Source organism: Roseococcus sp. YIM B11640 (genome assembly GCF_049727625.1).
In the GTDB taxonomy this organism is placed as follows: Bacteria; Pseudomonadota; Alphaproteobacteria; order Acetobacterales; family Acetobacteraceae; genus Roseococcus.
This window is the reverse complement of the sequence record NZ_JBBJOZ010000001.1, coordinates 1,131,831-1,150,957: the sequence shown is the minus strand read 5'-3', so window position 1 is coordinate 1,150,957 and position 19,127 is coordinate 1,131,831. Positions and strand designations below refer to the sequence as shown.

The following is a 19,127-nucleotide window of genomic DNA, read 5'->3' as shown; positions in this document are numbered from 1 at the left end:
CTAAGCGTTCGCCTCGATCAGCGCGATCAGCCCTTCCAGGATCTGCGCAGGCCCGGGCGGGCAGCCGGGGATGACCAGGTCCACTGGCAGCGCCGCATCCACGCCACCCAGCACGGCGTAGCTGCCCTTGAAGACGCCGCCATCCACCGCGCAATCGCCCAATGCCACGACCCAGACGGGGTCGGGGGTCGCGGCGCGAGCACGCAGCAGGGCCTCCGCCATGTTGTGGGTGAGGGGCCCGGTCACGAGCAGCACGTCGGCGTGGCGCGGGCTGGCCACGAAGCGCAGCCCGAAACGCTCGAGATCGTGCAGCACGTTCTGCAGGGCGTTGATCTCCAGCTCGCAGGCGTTGCAGCTGCCCGCATCCACCTGCCGGATGGCAAGCGAGCGGCCGAGCCGCTTCTGCGCGGCTTCGTCGATCCTCGCGCGCAGCTCGGCGACGATCTCGGGCGCGACGGCGGGCGCCGGGTCCGTGACCGGCCGGGAGAAGAGGCAGCGGGCGAGCTTCGGCAGCAGCATCACGCGCCCCCCTCGTCCGGGGTGAAGAAGATCAGCCGGTTATGGAACGGGTCCTGGATGCGGACCTGCCGTTCGCCCCAGGGAACGGTCTCCAGGCCAGGGCGGGCGTATCGATAATTCTTGGCGGAGATCTCCGCATGCAGCGCGGCCACATCCGCAAGCTGGATGCGGACCGCCGCGCCCGGACAGCAATCGCCATGATGCTCGGACAGATGCAGCACCACGCCTTCGCGCGAGACCTGGGCGTAGAGCGGCGCATGGTCGTCGAAGCGATGCTCCCAGTCCCAGGCAAAGCCCAGGTAGTGAAGATAGAACTCGCGGGTCTTCGCCACGTCGAAGATGCGCAGGATGGGTGTGACGTTCTGCATCACAGGTCCACCCCGCTGTAGCTGCCGTTGATGCTTTTGTTGATGAGGGGGAAGTCGGCCACGATGTCGCCGATCACCGCGCCCTCCAGCACGGGCCAGTGCAGCCAGGACGGGTCCCGCAGGAAACAGGCCTCGATGAGCCCACCATCGTCGAACCGCATCCAGGCGAGACATTCGCCGCGGAAGCCCTCGACCAGCGCCATCCCCTCGCCTGCCGCATGCGGCAGCGACACGTGCAGGGCGCCTTCCGGCAGGCCAGCAAGCTGCGCCCGCAGCATGGCAATGGATTGATGCGCCTCGGCATAGCGCTGCCGCCAGCGAGCATCGACGTCGCCCGCCGCCTGGCGGATCAGCGTCTCCGGCGAAAGCTCGCCCGTCAGGAGGCGCGCGTCGAAGCCGCGCCCGGCCGCGCGGCCCACGACGCCGCCGGGCGCGAAGGCGCGCAGCAGCTCGGCGCCCGTGGTGCCGGTGCCGAGCACACGGTCCTGCAGGCTGGCATGATTCTCGTAGTGGCTGAGCAGGACCGGCAGCTCGGCCGCGATCGTCTCCAGCGCGTCGAGCAGCGCCGCGATCCCCTCCGCCTCCAGATCCTGCGCCACGCCGCCCGGCTGTACGCGGTCCATCATCAGCCGGCTGCCGAAGGCCAGGAGCTGCGCGCGCAGAAGCCCCTCGCGCAGCACGCCCATGCGCGCGTGGATCACGACGAAGGCGGCGTCATTGGCGATGAAGCCCATGTCGTTGAGATGGTTGTGCAGCCGCTCCAGCTCCAGCATCGCGGCGCGGATGGCGAGAGCGCGGGAAGGCACCTCCACGCCCAGCGCGGCCTCGGCGGCACGGGCGAAGGCGGTGGCGTGCGCGACGGTGCTGTCGCCCGAAAGCCGGGCGGCGAAGCGCGCCGCGGCGCGCGGGGATTTTCCGTGGATGAGGCTCAGCACGCCCTTGTGCAGGTAGCCCAGCCTGGCCTCCAGCCGCACGATGATCTCGCCCTGGACGTGGAAACGGAAATGACCGGGCTCGATGATGCCGGCATGGATGGGGCCGACCGGGATGGCATGGATGCCCTCCCCCTCCACCGGCAGGAACTCCATCGCCGGCGGCTCCACGGCAGCGCGGACGGGGCGGGCGGAAAGCGGCCGCTGCAGCGGCCAGCGCCCGTGATCCAGCCAGGGGCGTGCGTCCAGCCCGCCCTCGGCCTCCAGCCCCGTCAGGTCGCGGGCCGCGCGCTCGAACCAGGCAGCAGCGGGACGCAGGGGCGACAGCGCGGGGTAGCGGCCCTCGGGGGCCGGCACCGACACGAGCACGACATCCAGCGCCCCCTCGTCCAGGAAGGCGGCATGCACCATCTCCGCCTCTGCCCAGAGGCCGAGCAGCGCCACGCCCGGCTCCAGCGCCTGGAGCATGCGCGACCAGCGGATCGGGTCCAGCACGAAGCGCGGCCAGGGACGCGCCTCCACATGCCGCCCGCCGCCCAGGATTTCGCGCCAGGGGCTCATGCCGGGGCCGCTCATGCCAGCACCCTCGCGGCTTCGCGCAGCATGGCGGCAAGCGGGGCGGGCATGGCGACGGCCAGCATCGCCGCGAGGGCGAGGTTGATCCAGAGCGGCAGCAGCGTGGGCAGGCCGGCGGCGGCGGGCATCTCGTCGGGCGTGGGGTTGCCGAAGCACAGGCGCTGCATGTTCCGCAGCAGCGCCGTCCCGGCCACCAGCCAGCCCAGCAACAGGATGGGCAGCAGCAGCGGGAAGCCCTGCCCCATCTCGAAGGCCAGCAGCAGCTCCGCCGCGAAAATCGCGAAGGGCGGCAGCCCCGCCAGCCCTGCCATGGCCAGCACCAGCCCCCAGCCCAGCGCCGGATGCGTCGCGACAAGGCCCCCGATGGCCTCGATGCTCTGCGCCCCCTTGATGCGGGCCGCACGGCCCACGGCGAAGAAGGCCGCCGACTTCACCAGGGAATGGCCCCAGAGGTGCAGCAGCCCCGCCATGTGCCCCGCCGTGCCGCCGACGCCGAAGGCGATGGCGACGATGCCCATATGCTCGATGCTGCTCCAGCCGAAGAGTCGCTTCGCATCCCGCCGCCGCCAGAGCGAGAAGGCCGCGACCAGCAGCGTCGCGAAGCCCAGCGCGAGCAGGAAGCCGCCCGGGGGCAGGATCTGCGCGTGCATGGAGACGATGGTCTTGCCGCGCAGGATGCCGAGCATGGCCGCGTTCAGCAGCAGGCCCGAGAGCACGGCGGCGATCGAGGTCGGCCCCTCCGCATGCGCATCCGGCAGCCAGGAATGCAGCGGCACCAACCCGGCCTTGGTCCCGAAGCCCACCAGCATCAGCACGAAGGCGAGGTTGAGCAGCCCCGCATCCGCCCGCGCCGCGACGGAGCGAAGCGCGATGTAGGAAAGCTGCTCGCCATGCCCCAGCAGCGCCTGGGCCGAGAAGGCCAGCACGATGATGCCGAAGAGCGCGAGCGCGATGCCCACGCCACAGAGGATAAAGAACTTCCAGGCGGCTTCCAGCGCGGCGGGTGTGCGGTGCAGCGCCACCATCAGCACGCAGGCGAGCGTCCCGGCCTCGATGGCCACCCACATCACGCCGAGATTGTCGGAAAGCAGCGCCAGGAAATGCGCCGCCATGAAGCCCTGGAAGGCCGCGTGAAAATAGCGCGTGCGGCGGATGTCGAAGCCCTCGTGCTCGACGTCCTGCAACGAGAAGACGGCGGTGCCGAGGCCCACCACCGCGCCGATCAGCACGAAGGGGAAGCTCAACGCATCTACGCGCAGCAGTGCGGCCGCCTCCGCCTCGCCCACCGGCAGGTTCAGCGCCAGCAGCAGCGTGGCGGCCGAGGCCAGGATGTTCAGCCGGGGTGCCCAGCGCGGCATCGCGGCCAGCACCAGCGCCGAGAGGCAGGGCAGGACGATCAGAAGCCCGGCGGCGCTCACGGCGCCTCGCCCCGGTGCGGGTGCAGGACGTCGGTGTCCTGGCTTTCGAAGCTCTCATGCAGCAGGCGCCCGAAGAGCCCCGCGATCATGCCCACGACCAGGACGAGCCCGGCGGTCGAAAGCTCGATCACCAGCGGCATGCCGGCCACGCCGACGGCGCCGAGGATCAGCCCGTTCTCCATGATCATGAGCCCCGCCGCCTGCGCCAGCACGCCGCGCCGCAGCAGCATCATGAGGAGCCCCAGAAGCAGGATGGAGAGCGCGATGGCCAGATCCTCGCGCGCCAGGGCCTGCACGCCGGCCGTCACCGGCAGCACGACCAGGATGGCCAGCGCCACCAGCAGCCCGCCGGCGAGCATGGCGCGGGTGCTGTCCAGGCCGCCCTCCGGCTCGCGATGCAGGAGGGCGCCCCCCAGCATCCGCCGCAGCACGAGAGGAATGGCGATGCCCTTGGCCAGCAGGGCGATCAGGCCGGTGACGTAGAGCTGCGGCGCCCCCTGGACATAGCCCTGCCAGATCGCGGCCGCCGCCAGCAGCACGCCCTGCAGCGCCAGCGCATTGATCAGCGAGGCGGCGCTGCGGCGCTGCAGCAGCATAAAGGAGACGAGCAGCATGATCCCGCCCAGGACATGCGCCACATCATAAGGGAGCTGCCCGAAGCTCATCGCATCACGCCAGCCCCGTGGAGACGAAGATGAGCGCCGCGGCCAGCATGGCCAGCAGCAGCGCGCCGCCGAGGAATTCGGGCACACGGAAGACACGCATCTTCGCAATCGCGCTTTCGAACACCGCGAGCGCCACGGCCAGCAGTCCCATCTTGAGCACCCAGGCCACCAGGCCCATCGCCCAGAGCAACGGGCCGCTGCGCGCGGGCGCCGTGCCGTAGGGCAGGAAGATGGCCGAAAGCAGCGCGAACCACAGCGCCAGCTTCAGTGCCGCCTGCATCTCCCATAGCGCGAGATGGCGGCCCGATGCCTCCAGCAGCATCGCCTCATGCACCATGGTGAGCTCGAGATGCGTGGCGGGGTTGTCCACCGGCACGCGCGCATTCTCGGCCAGCGCCACGGCCAGCAGCGCCAGCGCGGCGAAGAGCAGCGAGATCCGCAGGCCCAGCGCGCCCTCACGGAAGACGGAGGCAATGGCGTCGAGGTTGGAGCCGCCGGCGAGCACGGCGAAGACCATGACGCAGACGAGCAGCACCGGCTCGGCAAAGACGGCGAAGGTCATCTCGCGCGCCGCGCCCAGCCCTCCGAAGGCCGTGCCCGCATCATGCCCGTTGAGGGCCAGCGCCACGCGCGCCAGCGCCAGCAGCCCGCCGATGAGCAGCAGGTCCGCATAGGGGGCGAGCGTCATGCCCTGGGCGAAGCTCGGCACCAGGGCGGCGGCCAGGAAGGTGGCGCCGAGCGCGGCATAGGGCGCGACCTCCGAGACCGGGCTCGCGCCTTCCGCCAGGACCGGCCGCTTGCGGAGCAGCTTCAGCGTGTCCCGCCAGGGCTGCAGCGGGTGCGGCCCGCGCCGCCCCACGAGCCGCGCCTTGAGCCACCGCACGACACCCACCAGCACCGGCGCGGTCGCCAGCATCAGCAGCAGATGAAGGATCTGCGAAATGAGCCCGCCAAAGGAGGCCATCACCCGCGCTCCAGCCAGGCGACGAAGACCAGCAGAACGACCAGCGTGCCGAGCGCGAGCCCCAGATGGGGGCGGAGCGGGAGGTCGCGCAGCCGCTCCACCCGCGCCGCCAGCGCGCCGCGCCACCGCGCCAGGGGCGCCAGCAATTGGGCCTCGGCGCGATCCTCCATCGCGACCGAGAGGCGCGCGGGGCTAGGCGAGCCGGGCAAGGCGGCCTCGTGCCGCTCCTCCAGAATCAGCAAGCGGGAGCCGAGCGCACGGCGGACAGGCTGGCCGAGCCCGTCGGCCGAGGCCTGGGTCAGCGGGTCGCCGAAAGGCAGATGCGCGGGCGGCGGCATGAAGCCGCAATCCCAGGCCGGGCCACGGATCGACGCGTAGCCCGAGCGTCGCCGCACTGCCGCGACGGCCAGCGCCACGGCGGCGGCCAGCAGCAGCGCCACCATGATGGGCGCATAGCGGGCGCCCACCTCGCCCAAAGCGAGGTCCAGCCCCAGCACCGGCGCACGCGCATTGGCGCCGAGCAGGGCGCGGATGGCCCCGTCGCCGAGCGCCAGCATGGGGGCCGCGAGCACCGCCAGCAGCAGGCTCGCCCCCGCCGGCAGCAGCAGCGCGGCGCGCGTCGCGCCCGTGGCATCCGAAGCCCCCGCCGCGCGCGGCGTACGCGGCCGGCCGAGGAAGACCAGGCCGTAGAGCCGCACCATGGCGGCGGCGCCGAGCCCGATCGACATGCCCACCACCGCCAGCGCCACGGCGGCGATGAGCTGCATGGAGATGTCCGCCACCCGCCATCCCTGCACGAGGGATTGCAGCAGCAGCCATTCGCTCGCAAAGCCCGAGAGCGGCGGCAGCGCGGCCGCCGACAGCGCGCCCACCGCCCCACAGGCGGCCACCAGCGGCATGCTGTGGATCAGTCCGCCGAGCCGGTCGGCGTCGCGGCTGCCGCCGAGCTCGGCCACCGCGCCGGCGGTCAGGAAGAGCTGCGTCTTGTACAATGCGTGCGCGAGGGCATGCAGCAGCGCCGCGCCTAGTGCCAGCGCGGCCAGCGGCAGCGTGTCCGAGCCCCGGAAGACCAGCGCGAAGCCGGTCGCCACCGCGATCAGCCCCATGTTCTCGAGCGTCGAGCAGGCCAGGATGGCCTTGATGTCGCGCTCCAGATTGGCGCGCAGGCCGCCGATCAGCGCTGTCGCGGCCCCCGCCGCGATCAGCGGCACGCCCCACCAAGCGGGCTGCGCAGGGCCTGCCAGATCTAAGACGCCGCGCAGCAGCACGTAGAGCGCCACCTTGACCATCGCCCCCGACATGAGCGCCGAGACGGGCGTGGCCGCCGCCGGATGCGCGAGCGGCAGCCAGAGATGGAAGGGCACCAGCCCGAACTTGGAGCCCGCCCCGAGCAGCAGCAGGACCAGCACTGCCGTGGCGCGCCAGCCCTCGGGCGGCAGCGCGCGGATGCGGTCGAAGCCCGGCCCGCCGGTGGCCAGCAGCGCCAGCCCGCCGATCAGGCAGAGGCCGGAGAAGACGGCGAAGGCCAAGTAGAGGCCTGCGGCGCGCTGGTTCGGCCCGGCCGCGTGCCGTGCCGCGATCAGCGCCCAGGAGGCGAGCGACATCGCCTCGAAGGCCAGGGCCAGCGTGAAGACGTCGCCGGCCAGGAGCACGGCCGACATCCCGGCCAGGAACAGCGGCAGGCAGGCGGCCTCGGTCCGCGACATCGCGGTCTGCGTGGCCATCAGGCAGGCGGGCACCCCCGCCAACCCGATCAAGAGCAGGAACCACGCCGAAAGCCCGTCCACGGCCAGGATCGAAGGCCCCCAGGGCGGACCGAAGGGCAGCGGCATGGGCGGCAGGACCACCCCCATGAGACCCATGGCGCCCACAGCGCCGAGCCCCAGGGCCGCCAGGGCCGAGCCCCAGGCCAGGATGCGGGGCGCCACCCCGGCGGCGCCCAACGCCGCTAGGCCGAGCAGGCCCAGCCATGAGGCGGAGAGCAGCATCAGCACAAGGCCATCCTGCCCCCGCCCCACCCGATTCGTCCCCCCCATGACTGGGCCCTCATCCGGGCGGCTCGAACTAGGTCCGGGCTGGACAATTGGGAAATCATCTGTAGGGAACGCGCACGGGCGCGGGGACAAAGCGCAAGAAACTGGGGAGTCCCGCGCAATTTTCGGAGGTTGGGATGGGGTTGCTGCTGGCGTTCAGCCGGGGCGTGGACTGGGTCAATGAGAAGTTCGGCCGCGTGGCCGACTGGTGCGTGTTCCTGGCCTGCGCCATCAGCGCCGGCAACGCTCTCAGCCGCTACGGCCTCAACATCTCATCCAACGCCTGGCTCGAGGTGCAGTGGTACTTCTTCGCGGCCGTCGTGATGCTGGGCGCGAGCTACACCCTCTTCCGCAACGAGCACGTCCGGGTGGACCTGGTCTATGGCGCGCTCGGCGATAGGGGCCGCCTCTACGTCGATATCTTCGGCCTCATCGTCTTCCTGCTACCCTCCATGGCCCTGCTGGGCTGGATGACCTGGCCCTATTTCCTCGACGCGCTGCAGCGGCAGGAGATGTCGCCGGCGCCCGGGGGGCTCATCCGCTGGCCGGCCAAGCTGCTGATGCCGCTCGGCTTCTTCTTGCTGATCCTCCAGGGCCTGTCCGAGCTCATCAAGCGCATCGCCCTGCTGCGCGGCAGCATGGACGGAGCCGAAGTCGTCACCGAATACCACCGGCCCGAGCAATAGAATGAGCATCGATATCATGCCGCCGCTGATGTTCGGCGGCCTCGTGGTCTTCCTTCTGCTGGGCTTCCCGGTCGCCTTCAGCCTCTCGGCCGTGGGGCTGTTCTTTGGCTTCCTGTCGATCGAACTCGGCTTCTTCACCGCGGGCTACCTCGGCAACCTGCCGCTGCGCGTCTTCGGCATCCTTTCCAACGACCTGCTTCTGGCCATCCCCTTCTTCACGCTGATGGGCGCGATCCTGGAGCGCTGCGGCCTCGCTGAGGATCTGTTGGAAGGCACCGGTCAGCTCTTCGGCAAGATCCCGGGCGGACTGGCCTATGCCGTCATCCTGGTCGGCGCCGTGCTGGGTGCCATCACGGGCACCGTCGCGGCCTCCGTCATCGCCATGGGCATGATCTCGCTGCCCATCATGATCAAGTACGGTTATGACACGCGCATCGCGACGGGCGTCATCGCGGCCTCGGGCACCATCACTCAGGTCATTCCCCCCTCGCTGGTGCTGATCGTGCTGGGCGATCAGCTCGGCCGTTCCGTGGGCGACATGTATGCGGGCGCCATCGGCGTCTCGGTGCTGCAGATCCTGATCTTCATGGGGTTCATCGCGATCGTCAGCGTCGTGGCGCCCCATAAGGTGCCGCCGCTGCCGCCCGAGGCGCTGGTGGCGCGCGGATGGCCCCTCTATTGGCGCGTGCTGAAGGGCATGGTGCCCTCCATCGCGCTCATCCTCATCGTGCTGGGCACCATCTTCATGGGCCTTGCCACGCCGACGGAAGCGGGCGCGATGGGCACGGTGGGCGCCGTCGTGCTCGCGATGATCAACGGCCGCTTCACCTGGCGTCTGATGCGCGAGGCGATGGGCAACACGATGCGGATCACCTCCATGGTGATCTTCATCCTGATCGGCGCCACGGTATTCAGCCTGGTCTTCCAGGGCGTGGATGGCTCGCACTGGGTGGAATACCTGCTGAGCCACCTGCCGGGCGGGCAGGTCGGCTTCCTGGTCTTCGTTAATATCTTCGTCTTCTTCCTGGCCTTCTTCCTCGATTTCTTCGAGATCGCCTTCATCATCATCCCGCTGCTGGCGCCGGTGGCGGCGAAGCTGGACATCGACCTCGTCTGGTTCGGCGTGCTGCTCTGCATCAACCTGCAGACCAGCTTCATGCACCCGCCCTTCGGCTTCGCGCTCTTCTACCTGCGCAGCATCGCGCCGAAATCGGTGCCGACGCGGGACATCTACCTGGGCGCGATTCCCTGGCTGATCATGCAGCTGCTGCTGGTGGCCATCGTGATCTTCTGGCCTGCCTCGGTGACCTACTTCGTGCATTCCGGCCCGACGGTAGACCCCGCCAGCGTGCACATTGAACTGCCGCCCGCGCCCCAGAATGACGACGACGCGGTGCCGGTATTTAGATAGCCGTCTTTCCCTCAGCCGCCGGAGGCGCGCTCCGCACCCTTGGCTTCCCCGCCCCGGCGACCCTGCGGCCGGACCGTCACAGCATGGCGAGCGAGCGCTTGCGCTTCGGCGGCGGGAAGGCAGCGTCCAATGCCGCGTGCTCCTCGGCGGTCAGCACGATCCCGCCGGCCGCCGCGTTCTCCCGGACATGCTCTGGCCGGACAGCCTTGGGAATGCTGATGACGCCAGGTCGGGATAGCGTCCAGGCGATCGCGACCTGGGCCGGCGTCGCGCCGCGCGCCTGCGCCAGTTCCGCCAACACGGGGTTTCGCAGCAAGGCGCCTCCCTGCCCCACCGGCGAATAGGCCATCACGGGCATGCGGTGGTCCGCGCAGAAGGGCAACAGGTCGTATTCCGGGCCGCGATGCTCCAGGTTCAGCAGCACCTGGTCCGTCGCGCAGTCCGCCAGGGCGGCGCCGAGCTCCTCGAGATCGTCCACATCGAGGTTGGAGACGCCCCAATGGCGGATTTTTCCCTCGGCCCGCATCCGCTCCATCGCCTCCACCGTATCGGCGAGAGGAACGGAGCCACGCCAATGCAGCAGGTACAGATCGATCGTCTCGACGCCGAGACGCTTCAGGCTGCGCTCGCAGGCCTGCGGCAGCCCGCGGCGCGAGGCATTGTGCGGATAGACCTTGGAGACGAGGAACACCTCTCCGCGCCGTCCCGCGATGGCCTCGCCCACCACCTCCTCGGACCCGCCATCGCCGTACATTTCCGCCGTGTCGATCAGCGTCATGCCGAGATCAAGGCCAAGCCGCAGGGCTGCGACTTCCGCTTTCCGCTGGCCGCCGCGCTCGCCCATGTGCCAGGTGCCCTGCCCGAGCGCCGGAACCTTCGTACCGTCCGGAAGTGTCACGCTCAGCATTTGCATTCCTCCTGGCCGTGCTAGGCTCCGCCCATGCGTCGTGGCATTGCCATCCTGATCCTGCTGCCGCTCGCCGCTTATGGCCAGCCCGCGCCCGAGGAGATCGGGAGCTGGCGCCTGAACTGCGTCACCGACCGCATGACCGACCGCACCGAATGCATCCTGCGCCACCAGGACTGGGTGGAGCGGCCGAGCGTGGGAGCGGGCATCGGGCTGGAGATCCAGGATCGCGGCGGCAAGCTCGTCCCCGTCGTGACGGCGCGCGACCTCTCCTTCGACAGCCCGTCCCGCGCCGTCCTTGCCTTCACCGGCACGGCGCAGCTTCGTTTCGACCGCAACAACATGCTGGAGCTGCCCTGCGGGCTGGAAGGCCGCAGCCTGGTCTGCGCGCCCCGCCGCGGCGATGCGGACCGCGCCTCGCAGGAGCTGTCGGCCGCGGCGCGCGCCCTGGTCCGCATGTCGGGCCTGGGCAGCAACACCACCGCGACGACCGAGCCGACGGAGCTCCGCCTCGCCGGGACCCCGGCCGCCATGGAGCGCTACCGCCGCGCCGTGCCGCTAGGTACGGCGCCGCCGCCGCCGGAGCCCGGGCTGGATCTCCAGGGCGTGCTGGGCCGGCTGAGGCAGCTCGTCCCATGAGCGATGCCTCGGTTCTGCTCGCACGTGTCGCGGGGGGCGACCGCGCCGCGCTGCAATCCCTCTACAAGCTGCAATCCGTGCGGCTCTTCGGCATCGCCATGGCGGTGCTGCGCGACCGCGACGCGGCGGCCGACGCGGTGCATGACGGCTTCATCAACATCAGCCGCCGCGCCGGGCTCTATGATCCCGAACGCGGGCCCGCCGAGGCCTGGATCGGCGCCGTCATCCGCCACGCCGCGCTGGACATCGCCCGCCGCCGCGGCCGCGAGATCCCGACCGACGACGCCACGCTCGGCGACACGCCCGTCGAGCCCGCGCAGCTCGACAGCATCTCGGCCGGCGAGGACGGGACGCGGCTGCGGGCCTGCCTCGAGGCACTGCCGGAAAAGAACCGCCAGGGCATCCTGCTGGCCTTCGTCCATGGCCTCTCGCATCCGCAAATCGCGGCGCGGCTGGAACTGCCCATCGGCACCGTGAAGTCCTGGATCCGCCGCGGCCTGCTGAGCCTGCGCGAGTGCCTCACATGACCCCCGAGGAACGCGACGCCCTGGCCGCGGAATACGTGCTCGGCACGCTCGAGGCGCGCGAAGCCGCGCGCGTGCGCGCCCTGATCGAGACGGATGCCGAGTTGGCCGAGGCCGTGGCCGCCTGGGAGAACCGGCTCGCGCCCCTGCATGCGCTGGCCCCGCCTGAGGCGCCTCCGCCCGGGCTCTGGGCCCGGATCGAAGGCAGCCTGGGCCTCGCGGCCGCCCCGGCGCAGCGCGGCTGGCGCTTCCCCTGGCCGGCCTTCGGCCTTGGTGCCAGCGCGGTGGCGGCCGGCCTCGCCGCCGTGCTCCTGCTGCGCCCCACGCCCGAGCCCGCGCTGATGACCGTGCTCCTGACCAGCCGCGACCAGCCCGCCTGGCTCGTGGAGGCGCAGGGCGGCACGATCAACCTCGCCGCGCTGAACCGGCGCGAGATCGAGCCGGGCCGCGTCGCGCAGCTCTGGGCGTTGCCGCAGGGCGCGACGGCGCCGACCTCGCTCGGACTTGTGCCGGAGACCGGCCGCTTCAGCGTGACGCCGCAGACCATCCGCCCGGAGCCCGGCATGCTCATCGAGATCACGCTCGAACCGCCCGGCGGCTCGCCCACCGGGCGGCCGACAGGGCCCATTCTGTTCATCGGCCGCCTCGCTCCCGCACGCGGAATTTAGCGGCGGCTGCATCTGCCGCGCATCGCGCTCCGTAACGTCAGCAGCGAGGCGATCCAGCCGAGCGAAGACGGAGCCAGAAACGCCATGAAGCACGCTCTTGCCCTGATGGGCGGCATCGCCCTTCTCGCCACCGCGCAGGCCGAGGCCGCGACGCTCGTCGGCCTCACCGGCGACAATCAGCTCATCCGCATCGACAGCGAGACGCGGCGCGCGATGCCGGCCACGCGCATCACCGGCGCGGACGGCACGGTCGTCGGCATCGACCAGCGCCCGCAGGATGGCCGCCTCTATGGCATCACCAGCACGGGACAGATCGTCACCATCGATCCCGCCAATGGACGTGCGACGCAGGTCAGCCGGCTCAACGTTCCCTTCCAGGCCGCAGGCCATGCGATCTTCGACTTCAATCCCGTCGCCAACCGCGTGCGCGTGATGGGCATGGACGGGCAGAACCTGCGCGTGAACGTCGAGACCGGCGAGGCCGCGACCGATGGCCGGCTGAAGAACGGCGACGGCCCGCTGGCCAGCACCATGCCGCGCGTGGTCGCCGGCGCCTACACGAATAGCATGCAGGGCGCGACCGCGACCCAGCTGCTGACCATCGACACCTCGCAGAACGCGCTGAACGTGCAGAACCCGCCCAATGACGGCGTGCAGGCGCCGCGCGCGCGGCTCTCGGCGCAGGTGCCGGCCTCGGTCGCCTTCGACATCCTGAGCGACGGCACGAACAACTGGGGCTTCGTGATGGCGGGCAGCACGCTCCACTCGCTCGATCTCACGACCGGCGCGCTGACCCCGCGCGGCACGGTGACGCTGCCGCGCGGCGCGAATGTGATCGACCTCGCCGCCATGCGGTGAAGCCAGCGCGCCCCCGCGCGCGACTTCCGTGCCGTGCCCTTCCCCAGCCCTCCGGGGCACGGCCGCCGCGCGGGGGAAAGCGCCGCCGCCTTCCGGGACCTCCGGGGGGCGGCGTGCGCCGTCAGGGGGCCGGCATGTCGCGCAGCACGGCGGCCGAGCCCGCGATCTGCGCGGACATCACCCGGTCCTCCCGCATCGCCGGCACCGCCTCGCGCAGCGCCGCATAGGCCGGGCGCAGCGCCGGGGCCGGAGCATGGCCGCGGATGTCCAACGCCTGGGCCGCCAGCAGCAGCTCGATCGCCAGGATGTGCCGCAGCGTCTCGGCCGCGAAGGCGCAGCGCCGCGCGGCCAAGGGTGCCATGGGGACGTGGTCCTCCGTATTGGCGCAGGTCGGCACGGACTGGATCGCGGCCGGAATGCTCCGCATGCGGAGTTCCGCCACCAGCGAGGCGGCGGTGTACTGCGCGATCATGAAGCCGCTGTTGCGGCCGGGCGTGGCATCGGGATGAATCAGGAAGGCCGGAAGCCCGTTGTTCGTCGCCGGATCGACCAGGCGCGCGCAGCGCCGCTCGCTGATGACGGCGAGGCTTGTCAGCGCATTCGCGAAGAAGTCCAGCGCCTCGGCCGCTGCCTGGCCATGGAAGTTGCCGCTGTTGGAGGTGACGAAGCCATCTGCCAGGCCGAAGAGCGGGTTGTCGTTGGCCGCGTTGATCTCGATTTCCAGCACGCGCCGGCAGAAGGCGCCCGCATCGCGCGCCGCGCCGACGACCTGCGGGATGTTGCGCAGCGTGAGCGCATCGCGCAGCCGTGAGGCGCGAGGCGCCAGCACGGACACGCTGCCCTGAGTGAGCTCGCGCAGCCGGCGGCTCGCCTCGATCTGGCCGGGATGCGGCTTGGCCAGCGCCACACGTTCGTCGAAGGCATCGTTGAGGCCGCCCAGCGCCTCCAGGCTCAGCGCGGCGATGGCCTCCGCCCAGCGGATCAGCCCATCCCCCTCCAGCCAGGCGAGGCAGCCGATGGCGGTGGTCTGCTCCGTGCCGTTGATGAGCGCGATGCCGTCGCGGCCGGTCATGGGAATCTGCGCGAGGCCCGCGCGCGCCATCGCCTCCGCGCCCGTCATCCGCTCGCCGCCAAGCATGGCATGCCCCTCGCCGATGAGCGGCAGCACGAGATGCGCGAGGGGCGCGAGGTCGCCGCAGGCACCGACGCTGCCCTGCACGGGAATTTCCGGCACGATCCCCGCGTTGAGCATGGCCAGCAGCGCCTCCGCCGCTTCGAGCGAAGCGCCCGTGATGCCCGTCGCCAACACATTCGCGCGCAGCGCCAGCATGGCCCGCACCTCGCCTTCCGGCATGGGGGCGCCGACGCCCGCGGCATGGGAACGCAGCAGGTTGCGCTGCAAGGCCTGGTTCGCTTCGGGCGGCACCTTTGCGCCGTCCAGCGCGCCGAAGCCCGTGGTGACGCCGTAGATGGGCGTGCCGTCCGCGATCAGCGCCGCGAGCCGAGCCTCGCCTTCCGCGATGCGCGCGCGGGCGGCGGGCGTGAAGGCCGCAGATGCCCCGCCGGCGATGCGGCCCAGCGTTGCACAATCCAGACCTTCGCCGGCAATCGGCTCCATCGCGCATCTCCTCGAGGTAAGGCAGGATGCTGCGGCGATTTGCCGGGGTCGTGAAGCGGTGCGGCCCCTGAATGGAGGAATGCCATGCGGGTTCTGGTGCTGGGCGCGGGTGCGCTGGGCGGCTACTATGGCGGGCGCCTGGCGGAAGCGGGCGGCGACGTGACCTTCCTGGTCCGCCCCGGCCGCGCGGCGGCCCTGGCCCGCGACGGGCTCGTCATCGAAAGCCCCTTCGGCCACGCGAAGCTGGCCGCGAAGACCGTGCTGGCGGCGGATCTCCAACCCGGCTGGGACGTGATCCTCCTCACCTGCAAGGCCTTCGACCTGGAGGACGCGATCGCCACGATCCGCCCCGGCGTGGACGGCCGCACCGCGATCCTGCCTGTGCTGAACGGGCTTTCGCATATCGCGACGTTGCAGAACGCCTTCGGCAAGGATCGCGTGCTCGGGGGCCTCTGCAAGATCCAGGCGACGTTGGCGGATGGCGTGGTGCGGCAGCTCAACGACTGGCGCTGGCTCACCTTCGGCGAGGTGGACGGGACCATGAGTCCGCGTGTGCAGGCGCTGGAAGCGGCCTATTCGAAGGCCATCGGTGTCGAGGCCAAGGCCGTGCCGAATGTGGCCCAGCGGCTTTGGGAGAAGCTCGTGCATCTGGGCACCAGCGCCGTCGGCACCGTGCTGATGCGCGCGCGCGTGGGCGAGATCGTGCGCGCCGGCGGCTCCCCCATGCTCATCGAGGTGCTGGAGCGCAACGCCGCCATCGCGGCGCACCACGGCCACCCGATGCCCGACGCCTTCATGGCGGAATACCGGGCGCTGTTCAGCGACGCGACGAGCGCCTACGCCACCTCCATGCTGCGCGACATCGAGGCCGGCAACCGTATCGAGGGCGAGCATATCCTGGGCTTCCTGCACCAGGCCGCGCTTCGAGCGGGCGTGGAACCGGCGATCCATGAGATGGCGGCGCTGCACGCGCGCGCCTATGAGGAACGCCGCGCGGCTAACCGCCCGAAGTAAGCTCGCGCAGCTTCTCGATCTGCACCTTGCCGAGCGCCGTGCGCGGCAGGCTCGGCATATGGATCACGGCGCGCGGGTGCTTGAAGCGGGCGAGGCCACGCTCCAGCCGCGCCGCTGTCTCGGCTTCATCGAAGCCGGGACCCGCCACGATCACGGCCACCGGCACCTCCCCCCAGCGCGGGTCGGGGCGGCCGATCACCGCGCATTCGGTCACGCCTGGCACGGATTGCAACACGCGCTCCACCTCGGCCGGGTATATGTTCTCACCGCCGGAGATGATCACCCGCGTCAGCCGGTCAGTGAACCAGAAGCGCCCCGCGGCATCGCGATGTCCCACGTCGCCGGTGCGGAACCAGCCCCCGCGCAACGCCTCGGCGGTCGCGTCCGGGCGGCGCCAGTAGCCGGTCATGACATTGGCACCGCGGATCTCGATCTCGCCTGCCTCGCCGACCGGCGCTTCCTGGCCGTCGCGCATGACCCGCGCCCCGCAGAGAGGCGCGGCAAGGCCGATGGAGCCCGGGGCCGCCATAGCCTCGGCGGCAGTCTGCGCGATGGCGATGGGCCCGGTCTCCGTCATGCCGTAGACCTGCTGCACGGGAATGCCGCGCGCGTGGAACGCCTCGATCAGCGGCATGGGCACCTCGGAGGAGCCTGCGCCTATCGCCCGCAGCGAAGCCAGATCAGCCGTCGCCCAGCGCGGGTGCCGGACGAGCGCCGTCATCACGGCCGGCACCAGCAGCGACAGGGTCGGACGCAGCGCCTCCACCGCGTCGAAGAAGCCATCAGGCTCGAATTTCGGCATGAGGGTGACACGGGCGCCCGCCAGCAGCGCGGGAACCGTCTGGATGTTCAGCCCGCCCACATGGAAGAGCGGCAGCACCGTCAACACGTGATCCGCCGCCGTCAGGCCGAAGAGCCGTCTCGCATTCTCTGCATTGGCGTGCAGCGCCGCGCGGCTCAGCATGGCGCCCTTCGGCCGCCCCGTCGTGCCGGAGGTATAGCCGATGAGCAGGGCCTCGCAGCCCGGCTCCCCACGCGCGGGGAGCGGCGTCACGGCACCACTCGCGGGCCCCTCGCGCAGCAGCGCGAGCCCCGCATCTTCGGCGATCCATTGCAGCTCCTCGGCCGCGAGGCGCCAGTTGAGCGGCACCAGCACCGCGCCCATCCGCTCGCAGGCGAAGAGCGTCGCGAGCATCGCGGGATCGTTGAGCCCGATCCATCCCACGCGGTCGCCTGCCACAATGCCGGCCGCGCGCAAAGCGGCCTCCTCCGCCGCGATCAGCGGCTCCAGCGCGGCGAGATCGAAGGGCGTCACGAGTCGGTTTCGCCCTTCTCGTAAAGCGTGTCGCGGCCCAGCCGGTCGATGCAGAGCTCTGCCGTCCAGGGCAGCATCAACGAGCCGCAGCGGCTATCGCGATAGATGCGCTCCAGCGGCAGCGATTTCAGCATGGCCTGGCCCCCGCAGGTCCGCACCGCCTTGGCGGCCAGCGCGTTGGCGTTCTCCATGACGGTGTTCTGCGCGGCCAGCGCGCGCATCACCTGTTCCTTGGAGGGATCGGGCCCCGCCTCGGTGATGGCCTGGAACCAGAGCGCCTTGGTCTGCTCCAGCATCACGCGCATCTCGGCCACCGCGATCTGCTTCGTGGGGTACATGCGCCGCTTCACCGGCGGCGTGCCCGGCTGCTCGCCGCGCAGGTAGCGCACGGTGAAGTCGTAGGCCGCCTGGGCGAGGCCCATATAGGTCGGCGTCAAGGTCATGAACATGTGCGGCCAGCGGCTTGCGGCCTGGAAGTAGAGGCCCGGCGGCATGAGCTCCGCGCTCTCCGGCACGAAGACGTCGCGGAAGATCAAGTTGCGGCTCACGGTGCCGCGCATGCCGAGCGGGTCCCAGCCGCCCTCCACGGTCACGCCATCCGCATCCTTCGGGATAGCGAGGTAGAGCGTGTCGCGGCGCGAGAGCTTCTCGCCTTCATGCGCCTCGGTGCAGAGGATGCCGTAGTAATCCGCATGGCCGGAGAGCGAGGCGAAGATCTTCTTGCCGTTGATGCGGAAGCCGCCCTCGACCGGCGTCGCCGTGGTGCCGAAGGCGATGGTCCCCGCCGCCGCGGCACCGCCCTCCGAGAAGGGCTGCGAGAAGACGGCGCCGCGCTCCAGGATATTCGCGTAGTGCTCGCCGCGCCGCGCCAGATGCTGCGCGCGCAGCGCCGGATCCATCTCGAGGTCGTCGATCAACAACCCGGTCCAGAGCGTGCTGCAGACATGCATGTTCCAGGTCAGCGCCGTCGCGCCGCAATAGCGGCCGAACTCGGCGGCGGCGAGGCAATAGGCGCGGAAATCGGCGCCCATCCCGCCTTCCCCGATGGGGATGCAGATGCCGAGCCAGCCTTCCTTGCGCATGTCGTCGTAATTGTCGGTCGGGAAGCTTGCCTCGCGGTCCCATCTGGCGGCGCGGGGCGCCAGCACGCGGGCGCCGAACTCGCGCGCGCGCGCCGTCAGCTCCGCCTCGAAGGGCGAGAGGCGGAAGCCGCGCGGGTCGAAGATGGGCGCGTCCTGCAGGGCGTTCTGCGGCAGGTCCATGGCTCAGGCCTCGTCCAGGAAGTCTTGCAGGGCGGCGTGGAAGGCGGCGGGCGCCTCCACCGGAAGCAGGTGGCCCACGCCCGGAATGACCAGGAGACGCGCGTCCGGCATGGCGTCGGCCATGCGCTGCATGCCGCGCGGCGGCGCCGTCGCATCCGCCTCGCCCGCGATGAGCAGGCTCTCTTGCGTGACATTCGGCAGGTCGGCCCGGCGGTCGAAGCCCGTCAGCACGGCCAGCGTCGCGCGATAGGCCGCCTCGTTCACGCTTGCCATGGCCGCCTTGGCGGCAGGCCTCGCGGCGGGGTCGGCGGCGGGGCCGAGCATGCTGGGCACCAACGCCTCGGCGACGCCGGCCATGCCGATCCCCTCATCCAGCGGCTTCTGCCGCGCGGCGAGAAACGCCTCGCGGAAGGCCGGATCGCGGCTTCCGAAAGCGGGAGAGCTCGCGACGATCACCAGCCGGCGCACGCGCGACGGATGCCGCAGCGCCATCTCCAGCGCGATCATGCCGCCCAGCGAATGACCCACCACATCGGCCTGCGCAATGCCCCGCGCATCAAGCAGCGCGACAGCCGCATCGGCGAGCTCGGCGAAGCTTCCGAGAATGCGGGAGCTTCCGTCATAGCCTGGCATGTCCATGGCGATGACCCGGCGCCGGGCGCTCATCGCCTCCAGCGTGGACCGCCACAAATTCGCGCGTCCGCCGATGCCGTGCAGCAGCAGCAGCGCCGGGCCTTCGCCCATCTCCAT

The 19,127-nt window shown here is 70.9% G+C and carries 19 protein-coding genes; 7 read left to right on the top strand and 12 right to left on the bottom strand.

Features of this window, described 5'->3' with window-relative positions; all coding sequences use genetic code 11:
• Genes WJM96_RS05865 through WJM96_RS05835 form a run of 7 tightly spaced genes read right to left on the bottom strand, consistent with a single transcriptional unit; the run spans window position 1 to window position 7,478 of the window.
• Window positions 1–519, bottom strand: a complete 519-nt coding sequence (locus WJM96_RS05865; protein WP_424811497.1) for an NADH-quinone oxidoreductase subunit B family protein — start codon at window positions 517–519, stop codon at window positions 1–3.
• Complete coding sequence (locus tag WJM96_RS05860; RefSeq protein WP_424811496.1) at window positions 519–887, bottom strand: glyoxalase superfamily protein; 369 nt, start codon at window positions 885–887, stop codon at window positions 519–521. Before WJM96_RS05860 ends, WJM96_RS05865 begins: the two co-directional genes overlap by 1 nt.
• Window positions 887–2,395 (bottom strand): nickel-dependent hydrogenase large subunit, encoded by a 1,509-nt coding sequence (locus WJM96_RS05855; protein ID WP_424811495.1) that lies wholly within the window; start codon window positions 2,393–2,395, stop codon window positions 887–889. The genes WJM96_RS05860 and WJM96_RS05855 overlap by 1 nt, the downstream gene beginning before the upstream one ends.
• Window positions 2,392–3,813 carry a proton-conducting transporter membrane subunit gene (locus WJM96_RS05850; RefSeq protein ID WP_424811494.1) on the bottom strand — a complete coding sequence of 474 codons (1,422 nt, stop codon included), beginning with the start codon at window positions 3,811–3,813 and terminating at the stop codon, window positions 2,392–2,394. Before WJM96_RS05850 ends, WJM96_RS05855 begins: the two co-directional genes overlap by 4 nt.
• A complete protein-coding gene (locus WJM96_RS05845; RefSeq protein WP_424811493.1) occupies window positions 3,810–4,478 on the bottom strand; it encodes a hydrogenase-4 component E in 669 nt (222 codons plus the stop codon). The genes WJM96_RS05850 and WJM96_RS05845 overlap by 4 nt, the downstream gene beginning before the upstream one ends.
• Before the next feature lie 4 nt (window positions 4,479–4,482).
• Window positions 4,483–5,442 (bottom strand): respiratory chain complex I subunit 1 family protein, encoded by a 960-nt coding sequence (locus tag WJM96_RS05840; protein WP_424811492.1) that lies wholly within the window; start codon window positions 5,440–5,442, stop codon window positions 4,483–4,485.
• On the bottom strand, window positions 5,442–7,478 hold the full coding sequence (locus WJM96_RS05835; protein ID WP_424811491.1) for a proton-conducting transporter membrane subunit: 2,037 nt from the start codon (window positions 7,476–7,478) through the stop codon (window positions 5,442–5,444). The genes WJM96_RS05840 and WJM96_RS05835 overlap by 1 nt, the downstream gene beginning before the upstream one ends.
• A 134-nt stretch (window positions 7,479–7,612) precedes the next feature.
• Here WJM96_RS05835 and WJM96_RS05830 point away from each other — a divergent pair, with 134 nt between their 5' ends.
• Both WJM96_RS05830 and WJM96_RS05825 read left to right on the top strand, forming a co-directional pair.
• The gene (locus WJM96_RS05830) at window positions 7,613–8,161 is read left to right on the top strand and encodes a TRAP transporter small permease subunit (protein WP_424811490.1); all 549 of its coding nucleotides are present in this window, start codon (window positions 7,613–7,615) and stop codon (window positions 8,159–8,161) included.
• 1 nt (window position 8,162) lies between these two features.
• A complete protein-coding gene (locus tag WJM96_RS05825; protein WP_424811489.1) occupies window positions 8,163–9,572 on the top strand; it encodes a TRAP transporter large permease in 1,410 nt (469 codons plus the stop codon).
• A gap of 76 nt (window positions 9,573–9,648) precedes the next feature.
• Here WJM96_RS05825 and WJM96_RS05820 read toward each other — a convergent pair whose 3' ends face one another.
• Complete coding sequence (locus WJM96_RS05820) at window positions 9,649–10,479, bottom strand: aldo/keto reductase (protein WP_424811488.1); 831 nt, start codon at window positions 10,477–10,479, stop codon at window positions 9,649–9,651.
• A 33-nt stretch (window positions 10,480–10,512) separates the two neighbouring features.
• Here WJM96_RS05820 and WJM96_RS05815 point away from each other — a divergent pair, with 33 nt between their 5' ends.
• From WJM96_RS05815 to WJM96_RS05800, 4 genes are all read left to right on the top strand, one after another.
• Window positions 10,513–11,118 carry a hypothetical protein gene (locus tag WJM96_RS05815; RefSeq protein WP_424811487.1) on the top strand — a complete coding sequence of 202 codons (606 nt, stop codon included), beginning with the start codon at window positions 10,513–10,515 and terminating at the stop codon, window positions 11,116–11,118.
• Window positions 11,115–11,645: a sigma-70 family RNA polymerase sigma factor gene (locus WJM96_RS05810; protein ID WP_424811486.1), complete on the top strand. Its 531-nt coding sequence runs from the start codon at window positions 11,115–11,117 to the stop codon at window positions 11,643–11,645. Before WJM96_RS05815 ends, WJM96_RS05810 begins: the two co-directional genes overlap by 4 nt.
• The gene (locus WJM96_RS05805) at window positions 11,642–12,310 is read left to right on the top strand and encodes an anti-sigma factor (protein WP_424811485.1); all 669 of its coding nucleotides are present in this window, start codon (window positions 11,642–11,644) and stop codon (window positions 12,308–12,310) included. The genes WJM96_RS05810 and WJM96_RS05805 overlap by 4 nt, the downstream gene beginning before the upstream one ends.
• Window positions 12,311–12,394: 84 nt before the next feature.
• Entirely contained in the window at window positions 12,395–13,168 is a 774-nt protein-coding gene (locus WJM96_RS05800) for a DUF4394 domain-containing protein (protein WP_424811484.1), read from the top strand.
• Window positions 13,169–13,289: 121 nt separating this feature from the next.
• Here the strand turns inward: WJM96_RS05800 and WJM96_RS05795 are convergent, their stop codons facing one another.
• Window positions 13,290–14,786, bottom strand: coding sequence for an HAL/PAL/TAL family ammonia-lyase (locus WJM96_RS05795; RefSeq protein WP_424811483.1), 1,497 nt, complete (start codon window positions 14,784–14,786; stop codon window positions 13,290–13,292).
• Window positions 14,787–14,870: 84 nt separating this feature from the next.
• Between WJM96_RS05795 and WJM96_RS05790 the strand changes: the two genes are divergently transcribed.
• Window positions 14,871–15,800, top strand: a complete 930-nt coding sequence (locus WJM96_RS05790; protein WP_424811482.1) for a 2-dehydropantoate 2-reductase — start codon at window positions 14,871–14,873, stop codon at window positions 15,798–15,800.
• Here the strand turns inward: WJM96_RS05790 and WJM96_RS05785 are convergent.
• Genes WJM96_RS05785 through WJM96_RS05775 form a run of 3 tightly spaced genes read right to left on the bottom strand, consistent with a single transcriptional unit; the run spans window position 15,784 to window position 19,127 of the window.
• On the bottom strand, window positions 15,784–17,115 hold the full coding sequence (locus tag WJM96_RS05785; protein WP_424811481.1) for a class I adenylate-forming enzyme family protein: 1,332 nt from the start codon (window positions 17,113–17,115) through the stop codon (window positions 15,784–15,786). The two genes, WJM96_RS05790 and WJM96_RS05785, sit on opposite strands and share 17 nt — an antisense overlap.
• On the bottom strand, window positions 17,112–18,377 hold the full coding sequence (locus WJM96_RS05780; RefSeq protein WP_424811480.1) for an acyl-CoA dehydrogenase family protein: 1,266 nt from the start codon (window positions 18,375–18,377) through the stop codon (window positions 17,112–17,114). The genes WJM96_RS05785 and WJM96_RS05780 overlap by 4 nt, the downstream gene beginning before the upstream one ends.
• Window positions 18,378–18,380: 3 nt before the next feature.
• Window positions 18,381–19,127 (bottom strand): alpha/beta fold hydrolase, encoded by a 747-nt coding sequence (locus WJM96_RS05775; RefSeq protein ID WP_424811828.1) that lies wholly within the window; start codon window positions 19,125–19,127, stop codon window positions 18,381–18,383.

Bases quoted from the DNA above. Each gene is read 5' to 3' on its own strand.
- WJM96_RS05865 (WP_424811497.1), bottom strand. From the start codon at position 519: ATGCTGCTGCCGAAGCTCGCCCGCTGCCTCTTCTCCCGGCCGGTCACG.
- WJM96_RS05860 (WP_424811496.1), bottom strand. From the start codon at position 887: ATGCAGAACGTCACACCCATCCTGCGCATCTTCGACGTGGCGAAGACC.
- WJM96_RS05855 (WP_424811495.1), bottom strand. From the start codon at position 2,395: ATGAGCGGCCCCGGCATGAGCCCCTGGCGCGAAATCCTGGGCGGCGGG.
- WJM96_RS05845 (WP_424811493.1), bottom strand. From the start codon at position 4,478: ATGAGCTTCGGGCAGCTCCCTTATGATGTGGCGCATGTCCTGGGCGGG.
- WJM96_RS05840 (WP_424811492.1), bottom strand. From the start codon at position 5,442: ATGGCCTCCTTTGGCGGGCTCATTTCGCAGATCCTTCATCTGCTGCTG.
- WJM96_RS05835 (WP_424811491.1), bottom strand. From the start codon at position 7,478: ATGGGGGGGACGAATCGGGTGGGGCGGGGGCAGGATGGCCTTGTGCTG.
- WJM96_RS05830 (WP_424811490.1), top strand. From the start codon at position 7,613: ATGGGGTTGCTGCTGGCGTTCAGCCGGGGCGTGGACTGGGTCAATGAG.
- WJM96_RS05825 (WP_424811489.1), top strand. From the start codon at position 8,163: ATGAGCATCGATATCATGCCGCCGCTGATGTTCGGCGGCCTCGTGGTC.
- WJM96_RS05820 (WP_424811488.1), bottom strand. From the start codon at position 10,479: ATGCTGAGCGTGACACTTCCGGACGGTACGAAGGTTCCGGCGCTCGGG.
- WJM96_RS05815 (WP_424811487.1), top strand. From the start codon at position 10,513: ATGCGTCGTGGCATTGCCATCCTGATCCTGCTGCCGCTCGCCGCTTAT.
- WJM96_RS05810 (WP_424811486.1), top strand. From the start codon at position 11,115: ATGAGCGATGCCTCGGTTCTGCTCGCACGTGTCGCGGGGGGCGACCGC.
- WJM96_RS05805 (WP_424811485.1), top strand. From the start codon at position 11,642: ATGACCCCCGAGGAACGCGACGCCCTGGCCGCGGAATACGTGCTCGGC.
- WJM96_RS05800 (WP_424811484.1), top strand. From the start codon at position 12,395: ATGAAGCACGCTCTTGCCCTGATGGGCGGCATCGCCCTTCTCGCCACC.
- WJM96_RS05795 (WP_424811483.1), bottom strand. From the start codon at position 14,786: ATGGAGCCGATTGCCGGCGAAGGTCTGGATTGTGCAACGCTGGGCCGC.
- WJM96_RS05790 (WP_424811482.1), top strand. From the start codon at position 14,871: ATGCGGGTTCTGGTGCTGGGCGCGGGTGCGCTGGGCGGCTACTATGGC.
- WJM96_RS05780 (WP_424811480.1), bottom strand. From the start codon at position 18,377: ATGGACCTGCCGCAGAACGCCCTGCAGGACGCGCCCATCTTCGACCCG.
- WJM96_RS05775 (WP_424811828.1), bottom strand. From the start codon at position 19,127: ATGGAGATGGGCGAAGGCCCGGCGCTGCTGCTGCTGCACGGCATCGGC.